The organism is Streptantibioticus cattleyicolor NRRL 8057 = DSM 46488 (genome assembly GCF_000240165.1).
In the GTDB taxonomy this organism is placed as follows: domain Bacteria; phylum Actinomycetota; class Actinomycetes; order Streptomycetales; family Streptomycetaceae; genus Streptantibioticus; species Streptantibioticus cattleyicolor.
The window spans coordinates 2,789,085-2,803,774 of sequence record NC_017586.1 but is presented as its reverse complement, the minus strand read 5'-3'; the positions used below and the strand labels follow the sequence as shown (position 1 = coordinate 2,803,774).

Sequence of the window (14,690 nt, the reverse complement as noted above, 5' to 3'; positions counted from 1 at the left end):
CGTCGAGCCATGAGTCGAGCCATGAAAGGTGGCGCCGTGTCCGCCGGGTACACCTCCCCGCGAGTCCTGGGCGTGCTGGGCGGCATGGGACCGCTGGCCTCCGCCGAGTTCGTCCGGACGCTCTACGCCTGCCAGCCGGCCGGGCCGGACCAGTCCCGGCCCCGGGTGCTGCTCGACAGCGACCCGGCGTTCCCGGACCGCACCGAGGCGATCCGTACCGGCCGCACCGCCGAGATGACCGGCCGCCTGGAGCTGCGGCTGGCCGAACTCCTCGACCGCGGCGCCGACCAGCTCGTCGTCGTCTGCTACACCGCCCACCACTTCCTCGCCCTGGTCGACCCCGCGCTGCGCGCCCGGCTGGTCTCCCTGGTCGAGGTGACCGCGGCCCAACTGCTCCGTACCACCGGGCGGTTCCTGCTGCTGGCCACCGAGGGCACCCGGCGGGCCGGGATCTTCGACCGGGCACCGGGCTGGGCGGACGTCGCCCACCGCGTGGTGCTGCCGGCCCCCGCCGACCAGGAACGGGTGCACCGGCTGATCTACCGGATGAAGACCTACGGCCCGCTGCCGGACGAGGCGCTGCCGCTGGTGGAGGAGTTGCGGCAGGCCTACGACTGCGCCGGGGTCGTGCTGGGCTGCACCGAGTTCCACCTGGTGTCGGACCGGCTGACCGCCCGCTACGGCCCCGCGCGCACCGTGGACGCGCTGCGTACCGTGGCCACCCGCTTCCCGGCCGCCCCGGACGCCTACGCGGACCCGCCCCTGGCTGCCCCGGGACGGGTGCCGCAGGTCACCCCCGTGTGAGCGACTCGCCGATCCGTCCGGCCAGTTCGGGGCCGCGCGGCACCAGGTAGAAGTGGTCGCCGGGGAAGACGGTCAGCTCGAAGCCGCCGCGGGTCACCTGGGCCCAGGACTCCATGTCGGCCACCGGCACGTGCGGGTCGTCGTCCCCCACGAAGGCGCTGACCGGGGCGTTCAGCCGGGCGTCCGGGTCGGGGCGGTAGTCGTCCAGCAGCCGGTAGTCGGCGCGGATGGCGGGGAGCATCAGCTCGCGGATGTCCGGGTCGTTGAGCACCTCGGAGAAGGCCCCGCCGAGCGAGAAGACATCGGCGAGCAGCGCCTCGTCGCCCTGCCGGGAGAGCCCCGAGGGGTTCAGCCGGGGCGGCGCCGCCCGGCTGGAGACCAGCAGCCGCCGCACCACGTCGCCGTGGCGGGCCTCCATCCGCAGCGCCACCTCGTGCGCCACCGAGGCACCCATGCTGTGCCCGAAGAACACCAGCGGCCGGTCGGTCCAGCCGGCCAGCGCGTCGGCCACCGGGTCGGCGAGCCCGGCCATGTCGGCCACGCAGTCGTCCAGGATGCGGTCCTCGCGGCCCGGGTAGCAGACCGCGGCCACCTCCACGTCGGCCGGCAGCCACCCCGGCCACTCACGGAAGAAACTGGCCGCCCCGCCGGCGTGCGGGAAACACACCAGCCGCAGCCGGGGCGCGGCCACCGGCCGGGGCCGCCGCAGCCATGTGTCGAGCGGGGCGGAAACGGTACCGCCGGGGCGGATCGGGACAACCATGGGGACCTCTCGGAGAAACGGTCGGGCACGGGCGACCGGTCAGCGTATGGGCCGCGATTATCGGCGGCATATCACGCGCCGGGTGGAATAACGGCTCAATGACGCTTCAATTCCCGTCGCCAATAGCCTGCGCACACGCCAATTACTGCTCCAGGAGGACAGGGAGTCCACCGTGTACGACGTCATCGTGGTCGGGGCCCGGTGTGCCGGGGCCCCCACGGCCATGCTCTTCGCCCGCGCGGGGTACCGGGTGCTGATGGTGGACCGGGCCGAGTTCCCCAGGGACACCCTCAGCACGCTCTACATCCACCAGCCCGGCGTGGCGCTGCTGAACCGCTGGGGTCTGCTGGAGCAGGTCACCGCCACCGGCTGCCCGCCCATCGACAAGGTGGTCTACCGGGTCGAGGACCTGGTGATGAGCGGCTGCTCGCTGCCGGCCGACGGCATCCGCAGCGCCTACGCCCCGCGCCGTTTCCTGCTCGACGCGATCCTCGCGGACGCCGCGGTCGCCGCCGGGGTGGAGTTCCGCCAGGGGTGCGCGGTCGACTCGGTGCTGGTCGAGGACGAGCAGGTGGTGGGCGTCGGCTACCGCACCGCGGACGGCCGCCACCACGAGGAGCGCGCCCGCCTGGTGGTGGGCGCCGACGGCATGCGTTCCCGGTTCGCCTCCCTGGTCGGCGCCGCCACCGTCACCGAGCACCCGGTGATGACCTGCGCCTACTACGCCTACTGGGACCCGTTCGTGGACCACTTCGACCTGCGCGAGGGACGCGGCCAGTGGGTGGGCGCGCTGCCCACCAACGACGCCACGCTGGTGGCCGCCTACTTCCCGCAGAGCGAGTTCGAACGGGTACGCCGCGACGCGCTGGGCGCCTACCTGGAGGCGCTGCGCACCAGCGCCCCGGACCTGTACGCGCACATCGAGGGCCGCGAACCGCTGGAGCGGCTGCGCGGCACCGGCGACCAGCGCAACTTCTTCCGCGAGCCGGCCGGCCTGGGCTGGGCGCTGGTCGGCGACGCCGGCCACCACAAGGACTCGATCACCGCCCGCGGCATCACCGACGCCTTCCGCCAGGCCCAGCTCCTCGCCGACTGCCTCACCGGCAAGGACCTCGCCGACCCCGACGAACTCATCGACGGGCTGGAGGAGTACGCCGCGCTGCGCGACGAGTCGATGATCGACGCCTACTACTCCACCTTGTCGGTGGCCGAACTCAACCTGCCGGGGCACCGTCTGGACGCGCTGCGGGCGATCGCCGCCGACCAGGGGGACATGGACCGGTACTTCTCGACGCTCGCCGGGGTGCTCAGCGTGGACGAGTTCCACACCCCCGAACTGCTCGCCCGCATGGAAGCCGTCTGACCGGTTCCGCAACCGGACGCTGGAGGTCTGGTATGACCGCTGTGACCGACACCGACATCACCGCCCGCTACGAACACATCGCCGAGCTGGACCGCAGCATCATCGGCCTGGTCCGGGAACGCAGCCGCGCCCTGGGCGACCTGGGCCCGCTGCGCCGCGCGGCCGGCCTGTCCCAGGGCGACCTGGCCCGGGAGAACGAGATGCTGCTGCGCTACCACTCGGCGTTCGGACAGCGCGGCACCGCGCTCGGGCTGCTCCTGCTGGAACTGGCCCGTACCACCCCGAGTGCCCGCTGACCCGGACCGACCCGAAGACGCCGGAGCCGGCCCGTACTTGGTACGGGCCGGCTCCGGCGTCTTCACGGGCGTGCGGCGGCTCAGCGGTGGAGGAAGCCGGAGAGCAGCGGGCGTGCGGTGACCGGGTCGTCGCCGGGGCGGCAGTGGTCCTTCTTGACGAACTTCTTCACGTAGGCCGCCCCTTCGGTGCCGCCGGACGCCTTGGTGCCGGCCGGCAGGTAGGTGCGGGCGAAGCGGTAGTGGGAGCCGCGCCACTTCGACAACCGGCGGTCCAGCCGGTGCCACGCCTCGCGCAGCCGCTCGTCGGCGGCGTCCGCCATGGTGGTGGACAGCGGCCGGAAGTCGCGTACCTCGGGCGAGTTGAACGCGGTGAGGTGGTCGATCGAGGCGAACACCGGCGCCTTGCGGGGGTCGTAGCCGTAGACCGCGATCTCCATGGCGTGGTAGTTCAGCGACTGCACGGCGCTCGCGGCGCCGGTGGCGTCCCGGAAGGTCATGAAGCCGGCCGGGCTGAGCGTCAGCAGCGTGTGGAAGACGCCCTGGAGGACCTCGGCGCAGTGCCGGCCCAGCTCCAGGTACCAGGCGGCGGCGGCCGGGTCGGTGTCCCGCGCCGCGCAGGCCTCCAGCGCGACCTGCCGGATCAGGAAGAACAGCAGCTCGCTGGCTTGCACCGACCGCAGGAAGACGTGTTCCTCGGCCCGGTCGGAACGCGGGAAGCGGGTGCATTCGGCGAGCCGGGCGGAGCGCCGGGCGATCACCGGGTCGGCCTCGGCCGCCGCCACCAGGGCCGCCGTCGTGGCACCCGGGGCCCGTCCGGCCGGCACCTCGCCGAGCCGCGCCAGCAGCTCCGTCAGCCGCGCCACCCGCTCGGATATGTGCTCCGCCCGCCCCGGCTCCGGATGCCCGGCCCGTTCGGTGGCGAGCAGGTCGGCCAGCGTGGTGTGGAGCGCCAGCAGGGCGCCGCCCACCGGGTCGGCCGGATCGTGGTCGAGGAACCAGGCGTACACGTGCGCGCAGGTGTACTGGTAGTACTCGGGCACCACCGGGTCCTGGCGGAACGGGCGGGTCAGCAGCGCCAGCGTCTCCGCCTCGGGATCGGCGCCGCCGGCCACCGCCTCCTGGTACAGGCCGGCCAGCGCCGCCTTCTCGGCGGCGTCCAGCGCGGCCCGGCCGGCCCGCCGCTGCACCGCCGCCGCCTGGAGGCCGCGCCCGGACAGCACGAAGCCGGCGGGCGCCGGCCGCGTCCCCTCCGGTACGGCCACCGGCACCGCGCCGGCTTCCTGAGTCGTCATGATCGTCTCCCGGTAACCAGATGCTTGTCCCAGGTGGAGCGGTGGGTGGCGGCCCCGGTGAAGCCGGCCGCGGTCAGCAGCCCCGCGTACTCGGCCGCCGTGCGGTGCCGGCCACGGGTCTCCACGTGCATCGACAGGTTCATCGCGGCGGTGGGCAGCGGCCCGCCGTCCTCGTCGAAGAGGCGCTCCATCACCAGCACCCGCCCGCCCGGCGGCAGCGCCCGGTACGCCTTGCGCAGCAGCTCGACGCAGAACTCGTCCTCCCAGTCGGAGAGGATGTAGCCGAACGAGACGCAGTCGGCGGCGGGCAGTTCGTCGGTGAAGAAGTCGCCGGGGGCGAACTCCAGCCGCCCGTCCAGCCCGTGGGCGTCCCGGGTGCGCGCCAGGTGCGGGGCGACCTGCGGCAGGTCGAAGACGGTGACCCGCAGCTCGGGGTAACGGGTGAGCGCGGCGACCGCGAATGCGCCGCTGGCCCCGCCCACGTCCACCAGGTGACCGGTCCCCTCCAGCCCGGCCAGCGCGGCCAGTTCCCGGGAGGGCTCGAAGCTGAGGTTCCACATCGCTTCGAGGAAGTCGGCGGTGGCCTGCTCGTCCCGGTAGATGCTCTCGAACGGGGACGGCAGCCCGGCGTCGACCGCGGCCTTGCCGCGCACCAGGTACGCGTCGAGCCGGCCGAGCTGCCCGGCGGTGTTCTCCACCAAGTGGCGTACGAAGCCGCCCAGGTAGCGCGGGTCGGCCGGGTCGAGGAACGGCACCAGCTCGGCCACCGGCGCGTAGGCCCCGTCGGCGGCGCGCCGGATCAGCCCGGCGGCGGCCAGCACGATCAGCAGCCGCTCCAGGGTCTCCTGGTCGATCCCCCGGGCGGCGGCGATCGCGGCCGGGTCCGACGGCCCGTGCGCGATCAGATGGGCGAGGACACCGTGCTTGTCGGCCAGATGCAGCGCGTGGGTGGTGAACAACCCGTAAACCGCGCTGTCGAGGCTGCTGGAGCTCATCGTTTCCTTCCGGGAACGGTCACGGATCCGAACGTCCGGATCAGATCCAGTCCTGGTTGTCCGGGCTGACCGAACCGGCCACGACATGCGGGGCCGACGCCGGGAAGTGACCGGCCGCGACGGTCTGGGAAAGGCCCGCGAAAAGCGTGGTGAAGGCCAGGGCGGCGAAGATCCGCGTGATGGTGGCGTCAGCGGTGGAGCGCATGTGTTTTTCCCCCTGTTTTCAGCTCTCCGGCTCTTGGGGGAAACGTTAGAAGGGGGCGGCTTCAAGCCATTATCGGCTCGCTTTCGGGGCCGCCCGACCCGTTGGTACCGGGGGCGTGGCCTGGTCAGCCGGCGGTCCGGTCACCGTCGGACGGGCGCCGCCCCTGCGCCGCGGTGGCCTTACAGGCCGCGGGCGGTGATGTCGCCGCCGGCGGTGGTGGCGCGGATCCGGAGCCCGGCGGTGCCGTCGTTCTTGAGGGTGTTGCTGACGCGGCCGGAGGAGGTGCCGGCGTCCAGGGAGGCGGAGACCCCGGCGGCGGCGCCGATCGAGATGTCGCCGTACTGGGTGGTGAGTTCGACGGTGCCGCGCACGGCCTCGGCGATCCGGATGTCGCCCCGTGAGGTGCTGATCTCGGCGGGGCCGCCGAGCCGGCCGATCTCCACGTCGCCGTCGACCGCGGTGAGGCGGACGGCGGCGGCCTCGTCGATCTTGATCTGGCGGTACGCGCCCTGGAAGGCGACGTCCCCGAGGCGGCCGACGGCCCGCAGCTCGACGGCGTCCGTCCGTGCCTCGACCTGGGAGCCGGCGGGCAGCTGCACCGTCACCTCGACGGCGCCGGAGGGGCCGAGGTGCTGGTTCTTCCGCTCGGTACGGATCCGCAGGACGCCGTCGGCGTACTCGACGGTGGTCTCCTCCGCCGCCTTCACGTCGCGGCCCTTGGCGGCGTTCGCCGGCCGGACCTCGACCGTGGTGTCGGCGCGGTCGGCGGCGATGAACTGGACGCGGCCCGCGGGGACGTCGAGGACGGCGGTGACGGGGGCGGCGGTGGCGAACTTCTGCATCGTGCGCTCCTTGGACTCGTTGTTTCCGATGACGTGAACGCTACGTTGTCTTCACCGATGTGGCAACAAGTCCGTTGCATAGAAATGGCGTTAGTGCACTTCAAGTGCGTGAAATCGTTGCAACGGTCTATCGGCTAACGCAACGTCACTCGTCCCGATCGTTGCAATGGAATAGCGATGAACGCTATGCTCGCGGCGACGGGGCCACGCGCGAGCACGAAGGAGACCGTGATGCCGGGAGGCAGGCTCACCCAGCAGGAACGCCAGCAGATCGCGCTGGGGCTGGCCGACGGCCTCGCCTACGCGGAGATCGCCAGGCGCCTCGACCGTCCGACCTCGACGATCACCCGCGAGGTCATGCGCAACGGCGGCCCCACCGCCTACCGCGCCGACCTCGCCCACCGCGCCACAGAACACCGCGCCCGCCGACGCCGGCAGGCCGCGTCCCGCGGGCCGGAGGTGGCCGGGCGGACCCACGGTCGCGACGCGGAGGCGGTGCGCGCGTACGAGGAGACGTTCACCACCGTCCTCATACAGTCCGGCACGCCCAGGATGATGGCCCGGGTGCTCTCCTGTCTCTGCCTCAGCGACGCGGGCAGCCTCACGGCGTCCGAACTCGTCGAGCGCCTGCAGGTGAGCCCCGCGTCGATCTCCAAGGCGGTCGCGTACCTGGAGAGCCAGGGGCTCGTCCGCCGGGAGCGCGACGAGCGCCGCCGCGAGCGCTACGTCGTCGACGACGACGTCTGGTACCAGTCCATGATGGCCAGCGCCCGCGGCACCGCCCACCTCGCCGAGGTCGCCCGCGAGGGCGTCGGCGTCCTCGGCCCCGCCACCCCGGCCGGCGCCCGCCTGGAGAACATCGCCCGCTTCGTCGCCTTCGTCTCCGAGAGCATCGCCCGCGCGGCGGACCAGGCCCGCGAAGTCCTCCACACCAAGCCCGGACCCGCCTCCGACGGCTGACCACCCGGCGGGGGCCGTGCCGGTGGCCCGCCACGGCCCCCACGACCCGATTTGACCCCGCGATCACCTCACACCATCATTCCACTAATCGATTAGTGAAATGGGGTGGAGATGACTGCGTTCCGCTTCGACCGGCGCGGCGGCGTCGCCGCCCGCCCGCGACTCGCCCGCCGGGTCCAACGCGCCCTTGACGTCGGCCTGTTGCGCCCCGGCGACCCCCGCCCATGACACCTCGTACCGTGCCCGCCGCGCGGCGGGGCCGACTCACCGTCTGGACGGCCGGGTCCGGGCGCCACCGCACCGGCTCCGGACCCGCCGCGCTGCACGCCGTTCGGCTGGGGTACCGGCACCGGGGTGGGCGTTGGGTGCTGTGGGGGTGTGATCTGGTGGTGCCGGCCGGGGAGATCGTCGTGTTGGCGGGGGCGAGCGGGGCGGGGAAGAGTACGTTGCTGCGGCTCGCCGCCGGGCTGTCGCGGCCGACGACCGGGTGGTTGACGGTGGTCGGGGCCGCGCCGGGCAGTGCGCGGGCCCGTCGGGGGTGCGCCTTCGTGGGGCAGGACGCCCCGCTCTACCCGCACTTCACCGTCGCCGACACGCTGCGCCTGGGCCGGGAGCTCAACCGGGGGTGGGACGACCGGGCCGCGCACGCCGTGGTGCGGTCGGCCGGCATCGGGCCCGGCGACCGGGTCGGCGCCCTGCCGCCCGCCGCGCGGACCCGGGTCGCCCTCGCTCTCGCTCTCGGTAAACGGCCTGAACTGCTGCTGCTGGACGAGCCGTTGACCGGCCTGGACCCGGCCGCCCGGCGCGACCTGCTCGCACCGGTGCTGGCCGATCACGCCCGGCGCGGCACCACCGTGCTGCTCTCCGTCCGCGAGCTGAGCGACGTGACCGAGCCGGCCGCCGCCGTGGGGCGGGCCGCGTGAGGGGCACCGGGTGGCTCGCCTGGCGCCAGCAGCGCGTGCTCGTCGCCGTGGCCGCGCTGGTGGTGGCCGGGTGCGCGGTGTGGGTGACCTGGCGCCGTACCGGGTTGGTGGTCGCCATCGACGTCCAGCACCTCGTGCCGTGCCGGAGGTCCGGCGGCTGCGCGGACCCACGGGCGCTCGACCTCCTCGGCCGCGACCGGGGTCCGCTCGCCGTGCTCGACCGGTTCACCACCGTCGCCGTTCCGGTGCTGGTCGGTGTCTTCTGGGGCGCGCCGCTGCTCGGCCGGGAGCTGGAGACCGGTACGTACCAGGTGGCGCTGGCGCAGGGCGTCGGTCCGGTGCGCTGGTTCGCCACCCGGTTCGCGCTGGCCGCCGGGTGCGCCGCGGTCGGCTCCGGGGCGCTGACGGCGTTGCTGGAGTGGTGGCGGGCGCCGCTGGCCGTCCTCGGCGGCGGACCGCCGCCCGGCGCCGGGGCGGTGGCGGTCGCGGTGGCCGGCGCGCTGTTCGCCCTCGCCGTGGGCGCCTGCGCCGGGCTGCTGCTGCGCGGTACGTTGCCGGCGATGGCCTGCGCGCTGGTCGCCGTCCCCGGGGCACGGCAGTTGCTGGCGGCGGTGGGCCCGGCCGCCCGGCCACGTACCGGTGCTGCCTTTCACGGCGATTTCCGGCCGTTCCCGGCCTTGGCGACAACTGCCTACCTCGGCGCCGCCGTCCTCCTCTTCATCGTCACCGTCCACCGGCTGCGCCGCCGGTTCGCCTGACCCCCACACCCCGTACCCCCGACACCGAAGGAGCCGCCGTGGCCACCAGGAAACTGCGCGTCAACCGCAGCGCCATCACCCACAAGGTCCGCTACGCCGTCCGCAACCCCGAGCGGATCGTGCCCTACGTCAAGCGCACCGCCCGGGACAGCTGGCTGCGTGTGAAGTACCCCAACCATGTGGACTATTACCGCGCGGTGATGGCCTCCGACGCCGCCCGCAGCCCGGAGGCGGCGGTGGGCAGCCGCAGCCACGAGCGCTGGCTGGCGCTGGGCCGGATGCAGTTCGACTACCTGCGCGAGCACGGCCTCGCCCCGCACCACCGGATGCTGGAGATCGGCTGCGGCAACCTGCGGGCCGGCTGGCGCTTCATCGAACTGCTGGAACCGGGCCACTACTACGGCATGGACATCTCGCCCGACATCCTCATCGCCGCCAAGAAGACCGTGGCCGAACGCGGGCTCCAGGACAAGCTGCCCTACCTGACCGTCACCCACGACCTGACCTTCGACTTCCTGCCCGACAACCACTTCGACGTGGTGCACGCGCACAGCGTCTTCTCCCACTCGCCGATCACCGTCATCGACGAGTGCCTGGCGCACGTGGGCCGCGTCCTCGCCCCCGGCGGCTTCTTCGACTTCACCTTCGACCGCACCGAGGGCCCCGAACACCACGTGCTGCGCGAGGACTTCTACTACCGCACCGAGACCCTGGTGCGGCTCGCCGCCCGGCACGGGCTGGAGGCGACGTTCATGGCGGACTGGGAGAAGCGCCCGCACGGCCAGTCGAAGATCCGCGTCACCGTCCCGAAGAGTTGACCAGCCGCAGGTAGCGCGCCCAGTCCCAGCCGGGGCCCGGATCGGTGTGGTCGGTGCCGGGCACCTGGCTGTGGCCGATGATGTGGTCGCGGTCGCGGGGGATGCCGTACCGGGCGCAGACGCCGGCGGTCAGGGCGGCCGAGGCGCGGTACATCGCGTCGGTGAAGAACTCCGGCCGGTCGACCCAGCCTTCGTGCTCGATGCCGACGCTGCGGGTGTTGTACGCCCAGTTCCCGGCGTGCCAGGCGATGTCGCGTTCGCGTACGCACTGGGCGACGCGGCCGTCGGCGGAGCGGACGACGTAGTGCGCGGTGGCCGCGTGCGCCGGGTCCTGGAAGACCCGGATGGTGTTGTCGAACGTCTCCTGGGTGACGTGGACGACGACCAGGTCGATCGGGTGGCTGTGCGGGCGGTCGGCGGCCGTGTAGTTGGCGGTGCTCGCCGGACGCCAGCTCGCCGCCGCGAAGTCCACGGCGCCGGAACGGGACCCGGCGGCCGGGTGTCCGTGGCCCTGGGCGGACGGGGCGGCCCCGGCGGAGCGGCGCGCCACGATCCCGGCGGCAGCGGCGGCCCCGCCCAGCGCGAGCCCGGCGAGCACCAGCCGGCGCCGGGTGGGACGGTGCTCTTCCGGCTCGTCCATGGCGGCTCCCTGGGACCGGCCCGCTACGGACCGTGCGGAGGCTTCGTACCGCTAACTACGCGGGGCCCCGGCCCGGTTACGGGGACGCGCCGGTCGCTGGGGGAGCGCCGGGGGGACGTGGGGCGCGCGTCGTCGGCGCGTGCGCCGGAGGGTGGGGTGGACGGGGGGCGTCAGGCGGTGCGCCGTTCGTCCTTGGGCTGCTCGGCGGCGCGTTCGGCGGCGGGCGCCTGCGGTGAGCCGAGCGCCCCCGGCCGTGCGGTGCCGGAGCCGTCCTCGCTCGTGGTCTCCGAGGAGTGGTCGTCCCGCATCGCCCGCGTCTCGGACTTCAGGATGCGCAGGGATTTGCCCAGGCCACGGGCGGCTTCGGGAAGTTTCTTGTACCCGAAAAGCAGGATGAAGACCACCACCACGAGGATGATGTGCCACGGCTCGAGCCCGTTCCTGAACATCTGGCAGCAGCCTCGCTCTCACGGCTCTTCGGTTCGTCCGGTCGCCGGAGGATGATCCGGCTCTCCGTCGGAGTATCACCCTTACGAGGGCCCAGCCGGAAGCGTTCCGCCCAAAACCGGGGGCAAACATCAGTTGCACGGCGGCGGAACCCCGTGCCGGGCGGGGTTCGTTCCAGGGGTACCGCACCCGATGGAGGTAACGCGATGGCAGGTTTTCTCGACCGCGCGAAGGAGACCGCCCAGCGCGGACTCGACGCGGGGAAGCAGAAGGTGGAGGAGGTGCAGGCGGCCCGGGCCGGCCACGAGCTGCTGCGCAAGCTCGGCGCCGCCTACTACGCCGAGAAGCGGGGTTCCGGCTCGCCGGAGGAGGTGGACAAGGCGCTCACCGCGGTGGAGGCGCACATCGCCCGGCACGGCGACGCCTTCCTGCGCGGCGGGTCCCCGCTGCTGTAGCCGGCCGGGATGGGGCGTCCGGGCCGGTACGCAACCGGTGCGGACGCCCCCGCCGGGGTCAGGAACCGCCCGCCGGGGCGCGCCGGGCCCGGCGGATCTCCAGCGCCACCGGGATCAGCGAGACCACGACCACCAGCGCCACGATCGGCAGCAGGTAGTGGTCGATGTTGGGGATCGTCGAGCCGAGCGCGTGGCCGGCCAGCGTCACCCCGAGGCTCCACAGCAGCCCGCCGACCACCTGCCACGTGGTGAACGTCGACGCGGGCACGCCCAGGGCGCCGGCCATCGGGTTGAGCACGGTGCGCACCAGCGGGATGAACCGGGCCAGCACGATCGCCTTGCCGTAGCCGTACTTGGCCAGCAGCTCACCGGAGCGTTCCACCGCCTGGTGCAGCTTGGGGTTCTTCGTCCGGGCCAGCAGCGCCGGTCCGCCGCGCCGGCCGATCAGATAGCCGGTCTGCGCCCCGAGCAGCGCCCCGGCCGCGGCGGCGGCCAGCACCCAGCCCAGCGGCAGGTGGAGCACCGCGGTGGAGCCGGTGGTGGTGAACAGCCCCGCGGTGAACAGCAGCGAGTCACCCGGCAGGAAGAAACCCACCAGCAGCCCGGTCTCGGCGAAGAGCACCACGAGGACGCCGACGGCGCCGAACGACGACAGCAGCGAGTTGGGATCCAGCGGATTGAGGGCCAGCTGGGACCCGTGGGTGAGTACGTTCATTCGCGCCTTCCTGCGGCGGTCAACGGAACGGTCTACAAGAGTGTAGACGTTCCGTCCCGGCGGCACCGCCGGAGCGGAAACCGGATCACCGGCTCTCCGGCGGCGCGAACCGGTGCCCGGCGGGGTCGTGCGGGTGGTCGTGGGCCACCTCGACGCTCTGCGCCGACTCGATGTTCTCGTGCAGTTCCTGGGCCGCCTCCAGGGCGCTGACGCCGGAGGCGAGCACACAGGCGGCGAGCACGGCGGCGCCCGCCGCGGCGAACCGTCCCGGGGCCGACGCCGTCCGGCGGGCCCCCGGCTGCTCGGTACCGAGCAGCGCCGCGACCCGGCGCGGCACCGGACCCGCCCCGGCCGCCAGCGCCGCGGCCGGCCGCCGCCGGGCCGGCGCCGCCGACGCGGCCAGCGCCGCCCGGCCCACCGCGCGGGCGGTCAGCCGCCGGTCCCCCACGGCGTCGGCCGCCGACTCGTCCGCCCACCGCTCCAGATGGAACGAGAGCGGCTCGCGCAGCGGCAGCAGCGCCGGGTGGAGGCGGGCCGCCAGGTCGGTGCAGATCAGCAGCAGATGGTGGCGGCCGCGCAGGTGGGCGCGTTCATGGGCGAGCAGCACCGCGCGCTCGCGCGGGTCCAGCTCGCGCAGCATCCCGGCGGTGACCACCACCCGGCCCGGCCGCCCCGGCAGCGCGTAGGCGTCCGCGCCCGGGTCGGGCAGCACCGTCAGATCACCGGCGCCGCCGTGCCGTGCCGCGTACCCGGCGGCCCGTGACAGCTCGGCCCGGTGCCGCCGCGCGGTGTGCAGCGCGGCGGCCAGCGCGACGGTGAGCGTCAGCGCGGCGGCCACCCCGATCGGCAGCGCGACCGGGTTGTCCCGGCGCATCAGCGGGGCGGACAGATGGCCCAGCGCGGCCACCACCGGCAGCCGCAGCAGCCCGGCCGCGGTCAGCAGCGCCAGCGACCCGGCGCTCAGCAGCGCCAGCAGCACGGCGGTGGCGGTCAGCAGCGCCGCCGCGGCCCGGGGCGGCAGGAAGTCGGCGAGCCGCCGCGCGGCCGGCACCGCCAGCAGCGGTGCCAGCAGCGGCGCCCACACCGCCCAGGTCACCGCAGGCCCCCGGCCTCGTCCGCGGGTCCGCCCGCACCGCCGGCCTGGGCCAGCAGTCCGCGCAGCACCCGCTCGTCGTCGGGGGAGAGCCGGGAGACGAAACGGGCCAGCACGCCGGAGCGGTCGTCGCCCTTCTCCAGCTCGGTGTGCATCCGGCGGGCGGCGAGCGCCGCCTCGTCCTCCACCGCCGGGGTGTACGCGTAGGCGCGCCCGGTCCGGGTGCGCACCACCGTTCCCTTGTCGTGCAGCCGGGCCAGAATGGTGGCCACCGTGGTGCGCGCCAGGGTGCCGCCCAGCGACTGCTGGACCTGCGGCGGGGTCAGCGGGGTGCGGGCGGCCCACAGGGCGGCGAGCACCTCTGCCTCCAGTTCGCCGGCCGGGCGGCGTGCGATGTCCGTCACGGATTCCGTCCCCTTTGCCGTCGACTACAGTTGGCGGACAGTCTACGAGCCTGTAGACGTATGGGGCGGGTCGGACCGGGCACGCCCTCGTCGATTATCGGAGGAACCCCGCTCGTGCTCGCATTGCCCACCGCCGATGTGGCCCACAGCACCCTCAGTAATCTGGCTTTCGACGGTTCGCAGATCGACGGCGGGCTGTTCTCCGAGGTCACCGGGTGGGCGCGGAGCGCTCCGGGCTGGTTCGACACCGTGGTGAAGGACTGGTCGGCCTACGGGATCGTGATCTTCGCCGTCTTCATGGTGCTCGCCTGGTGGTCGGCGCGCCGGCAGCCCCCGGTCACCATGGCCCGGGTGCTGAGCGCGCCGGTGGTCGTGGTGCTCGCGTACGTCGTCAACGACCTGCTCAAGTCGGTCGTCAAGGAAGTACGCCCGTGCCGGCAGATCCCGCACACCTTCCACCTGGAGGCCTGCGCCGCCTCCAACGACTGGGCGTTCCCCAGCAACCACACGGTGGTCGCCTTCTCCGCCGCGCTGGCGCTCTTTCTGGCCAACCGCAAGATCGGCCGGGTGGCGCTGCTCGCGGCGGTGCTGATGGGCGCCTCCCGGGTCTGGGTGGGCGCGCACTACCCGCACGACGTGGCCGTGGGCGCGGTGGTCGGCCTGGTGCTGGCGGCGGCGTTCACCGTGCCGCTGGGCCGGGTCGGCGGGCCGATCGTGGCCCGGGCCCGCTCCGGACGCCTCGGCCCCTTCCTGGACGGCGGTCCCGTCGCCGCCCACCGCCGGGTCTGACCGGTATCCGGCCGGACGGAGAACCCCCGTGCACCACCTGCGCACGGGGGTTCTCGCATCGGGTCCGCAGCTGCCCGCCGGGAGGTTAGCCCCGCCCGGTGACCTGACGGTGACGGCCGGCGGTCCGC

The 14,690-nt window shown here is 73.8% G+C and carries 19 protein-coding genes; 9 read left to right on the top strand and 10 right to left on the bottom strand.

Going from position 1 to position 14,690, the window contains the following annotated elements; translation table 11 throughout:
- Positions 1 to 36: 36 nt before the first annotated feature.
- A complete protein-coding gene (locus SCATT_RS12525; protein ID WP_014143418.1) occupies positions 37 to 804 on the top strand; it encodes an aspartate/glutamate racemase family protein in 768 nt (255 codons plus the stop codon).
- Here the strand turns inward: SCATT_RS12525 and SCATT_RS12520 are convergent.
- Entirely contained in the window at positions 791 to 1,567 is a 777-nt protein-coding gene (locus tag SCATT_RS12520) for a thioesterase II family protein (RefSeq protein WP_014143417.1), read from the bottom strand. The genes SCATT_RS12525 and SCATT_RS12520 overlap by 14 nt on opposite strands.
- A 172-nt stretch (positions 1,568 to 1,739) precedes the next feature.
- Here SCATT_RS12520 and SCATT_RS12515 point away from each other — a divergent pair, with 172 nt between their 5' ends.
- Positions 1,740 to 2,930, top strand: coding sequence for an NAD(P)/FAD-dependent oxidoreductase (locus SCATT_RS12515; RefSeq protein WP_014143416.1), 1,191 nt, complete (start codon positions 1,740 to 1,742; stop codon positions 2,928 to 2,930).
- A gap of 32 nt (positions 2,931 to 2,962) precedes the next feature.
- Positions 2,963 to 3,226 (top strand): chorismate mutase family protein, encoded by a 264-nt coding sequence (locus SCATT_RS12510; RefSeq protein ID WP_014143415.1) that lies wholly within the window; start codon positions 2,963 to 2,965, stop codon positions 3,224 to 3,226.
- 80 nt (positions 3,227 to 3,306) lie between these two features.
- Here the strand turns inward: SCATT_RS12510 and SCATT_RS12505 are convergent, their stop codons facing one another.
- From SCATT_RS12505 to SCATT_RS12495, 4 genes are all read right to left on the bottom strand, one after another.
- A complete protein-coding gene (locus SCATT_RS12505) occupies positions 3,307 to 4,518 on the bottom strand; it encodes a tryptophan 2,3-dioxygenase (protein WP_014143414.1) in 1,212 nt (403 codons plus the stop codon).
- Positions 4,515 to 5,513: a methyltransferase gene (locus SCATT_RS12500; RefSeq protein WP_014143413.1), complete on the bottom strand. Its 999-nt coding sequence runs from the start codon at positions 5,511 to 5,513 to the stop codon at positions 4,515 to 4,517. Before SCATT_RS12500 ends, SCATT_RS12505 begins: the two co-directional genes overlap by 4 nt.
- A 40-nt stretch (positions 5,514 to 5,553) precedes the next feature.
- On the bottom strand, positions 5,554 to 5,718 hold the full coding sequence (locus tag SCATT_RS38980; RefSeq protein WP_014143412.1) for a hypothetical protein: 165 nt from the start codon (positions 5,716 to 5,718) through the stop codon (positions 5,554 to 5,556).
- A 179-nt stretch (positions 5,719 to 5,897) separates the two neighbouring features.
- Complete coding sequence (locus tag SCATT_RS12495; protein WP_014143411.1) at positions 5,898 to 6,560, bottom strand: DUF4097 family beta strand repeat-containing protein; 663 nt, start codon at positions 6,558 to 6,560, stop codon at positions 5,898 to 5,900.
- 231 nt (positions 6,561 to 6,791) lie between these two features.
- On the opposite strand from SCATT_RS12495, the gene SCATT_RS12490 reads away from it, so the two are divergent.
- The 4 genes from SCATT_RS12490 to SCATT_RS12475 all read left to right on the top strand — a co-directional run bounded on the left by SCATT_RS12490 (position 6,792) and on the right by SCATT_RS12475 (position 10,019).
- Positions 6,792 to 7,520, top strand: a complete 729-nt coding sequence (locus tag SCATT_RS12490) for a GbsR/MarR family transcriptional regulator (RefSeq protein ID WP_014143410.1) — start codon at positions 6,792 to 6,794, stop codon at positions 7,518 to 7,520.
- Between the two features lie 224 nt (positions 7,521 to 7,744).
- Complete coding sequence (locus tag SCATT_RS12485) at positions 7,745 to 8,443, top strand: ATP-binding cassette domain-containing protein (protein WP_014143409.1); 699 nt, start codon at positions 7,745 to 7,747, stop codon at positions 8,441 to 8,443.
- Complete coding sequence (locus SCATT_RS12480) at positions 8,440 to 9,201, top strand: hypothetical protein (RefSeq protein WP_014143408.1); 762 nt, start codon at positions 8,440 to 8,442, stop codon at positions 9,199 to 9,201. The genes SCATT_RS12485 and SCATT_RS12480 overlap by 4 nt, the downstream gene beginning before the upstream one ends.
- A gap of 38 nt (positions 9,202 to 9,239) precedes the next feature.
- Positions 9,240 to 10,019 carry a class I SAM-dependent methyltransferase gene (locus SCATT_RS12475; protein WP_014143407.1) on the top strand — a complete coding sequence of 260 codons (780 nt, stop codon included), beginning with the start codon at positions 9,240 to 9,242 and terminating at the stop codon, positions 10,017 to 10,019.
- Here SCATT_RS12475 and SCATT_RS12470 read toward each other — a convergent pair.
- Together SCATT_RS12470 and tatA are read right to left on the bottom strand one after the other, a co-directional pair.
- Entirely contained in the window at positions 10,000 to 10,659 is a 660-nt protein-coding gene (locus SCATT_RS12470; RefSeq protein ID WP_014143406.1) for an N-acetylmuramoyl-L-alanine amidase, read from the bottom strand. The two genes, SCATT_RS12475 and SCATT_RS12470, sit on opposite strands and share 20 nt — an antisense overlap.
- 170 nt (positions 10,660 to 10,829) lie before the next feature.
- Positions 10,830 to 11,108: a Sec-independent protein translocase subunit TatA gene (gene tatA, locus SCATT_RS12465; RefSeq protein WP_014143405.1), complete on the bottom strand. Its 279-nt coding sequence runs from the start codon at positions 11,106 to 11,108 to the stop codon at positions 10,830 to 10,832.
- A gap of 204 nt (positions 11,109 to 11,312) precedes the next feature.
- On the opposite strand from tatA, the gene SCATT_RS12460 reads away from it, so the two are divergent.
- Complete coding sequence (locus SCATT_RS12460) at positions 11,313 to 11,561, top strand: hypothetical protein (RefSeq protein WP_014143404.1); 249 nt, start codon at positions 11,313 to 11,315, stop codon at positions 11,559 to 11,561.
- 58 nt (positions 11,562 to 11,619) lie between these two features.
- Here SCATT_RS12460 and SCATT_RS12455 read toward each other — a convergent pair whose 3' ends face one another.
- From SCATT_RS12455 to SCATT_RS12445, 3 genes are all read right to left on the bottom strand, one after another.
- Positions 11,620 to 12,276, bottom strand: coding sequence for a DedA family protein (locus SCATT_RS12455; RefSeq protein ID WP_014143403.1), 657 nt, complete (start codon positions 12,274 to 12,276; stop codon positions 11,620 to 11,622).
- An 85-nt stretch (positions 12,277 to 12,361) separates the two neighbouring features.
- A complete protein-coding gene (locus tag SCATT_RS12450; RefSeq protein ID WP_014143402.1) occupies positions 12,362 to 13,372 on the bottom strand; it encodes a M56 family metallopeptidase in 1,011 nt (336 codons plus the stop codon).
- Positions 13,369 to 13,773: a BlaI/MecI/CopY family transcriptional regulator gene (locus SCATT_RS12445; protein ID WP_014143401.1), complete on the bottom strand. Its 405-nt coding sequence runs from the start codon at positions 13,771 to 13,773 to the stop codon at positions 13,369 to 13,371. Before SCATT_RS12445 ends, SCATT_RS12450 begins: the two co-directional genes overlap by 4 nt.
- Positions 13,774 to 13,887: 114 nt before the next feature.
- Between SCATT_RS12445 and SCATT_RS12440 the strand changes: the two genes are divergently transcribed.
- The gene (locus SCATT_RS12440) at positions 13,888 to 14,562 is read left to right on the top strand and encodes a phosphatase PAP2 family protein (protein WP_014143400.1); all 675 of its coding nucleotides are present in this window, start codon (positions 13,888 to 13,890) and stop codon (positions 14,560 to 14,562) included.
- Positions 14,563 to 14,690: the final 128 nt, after the last annotated feature.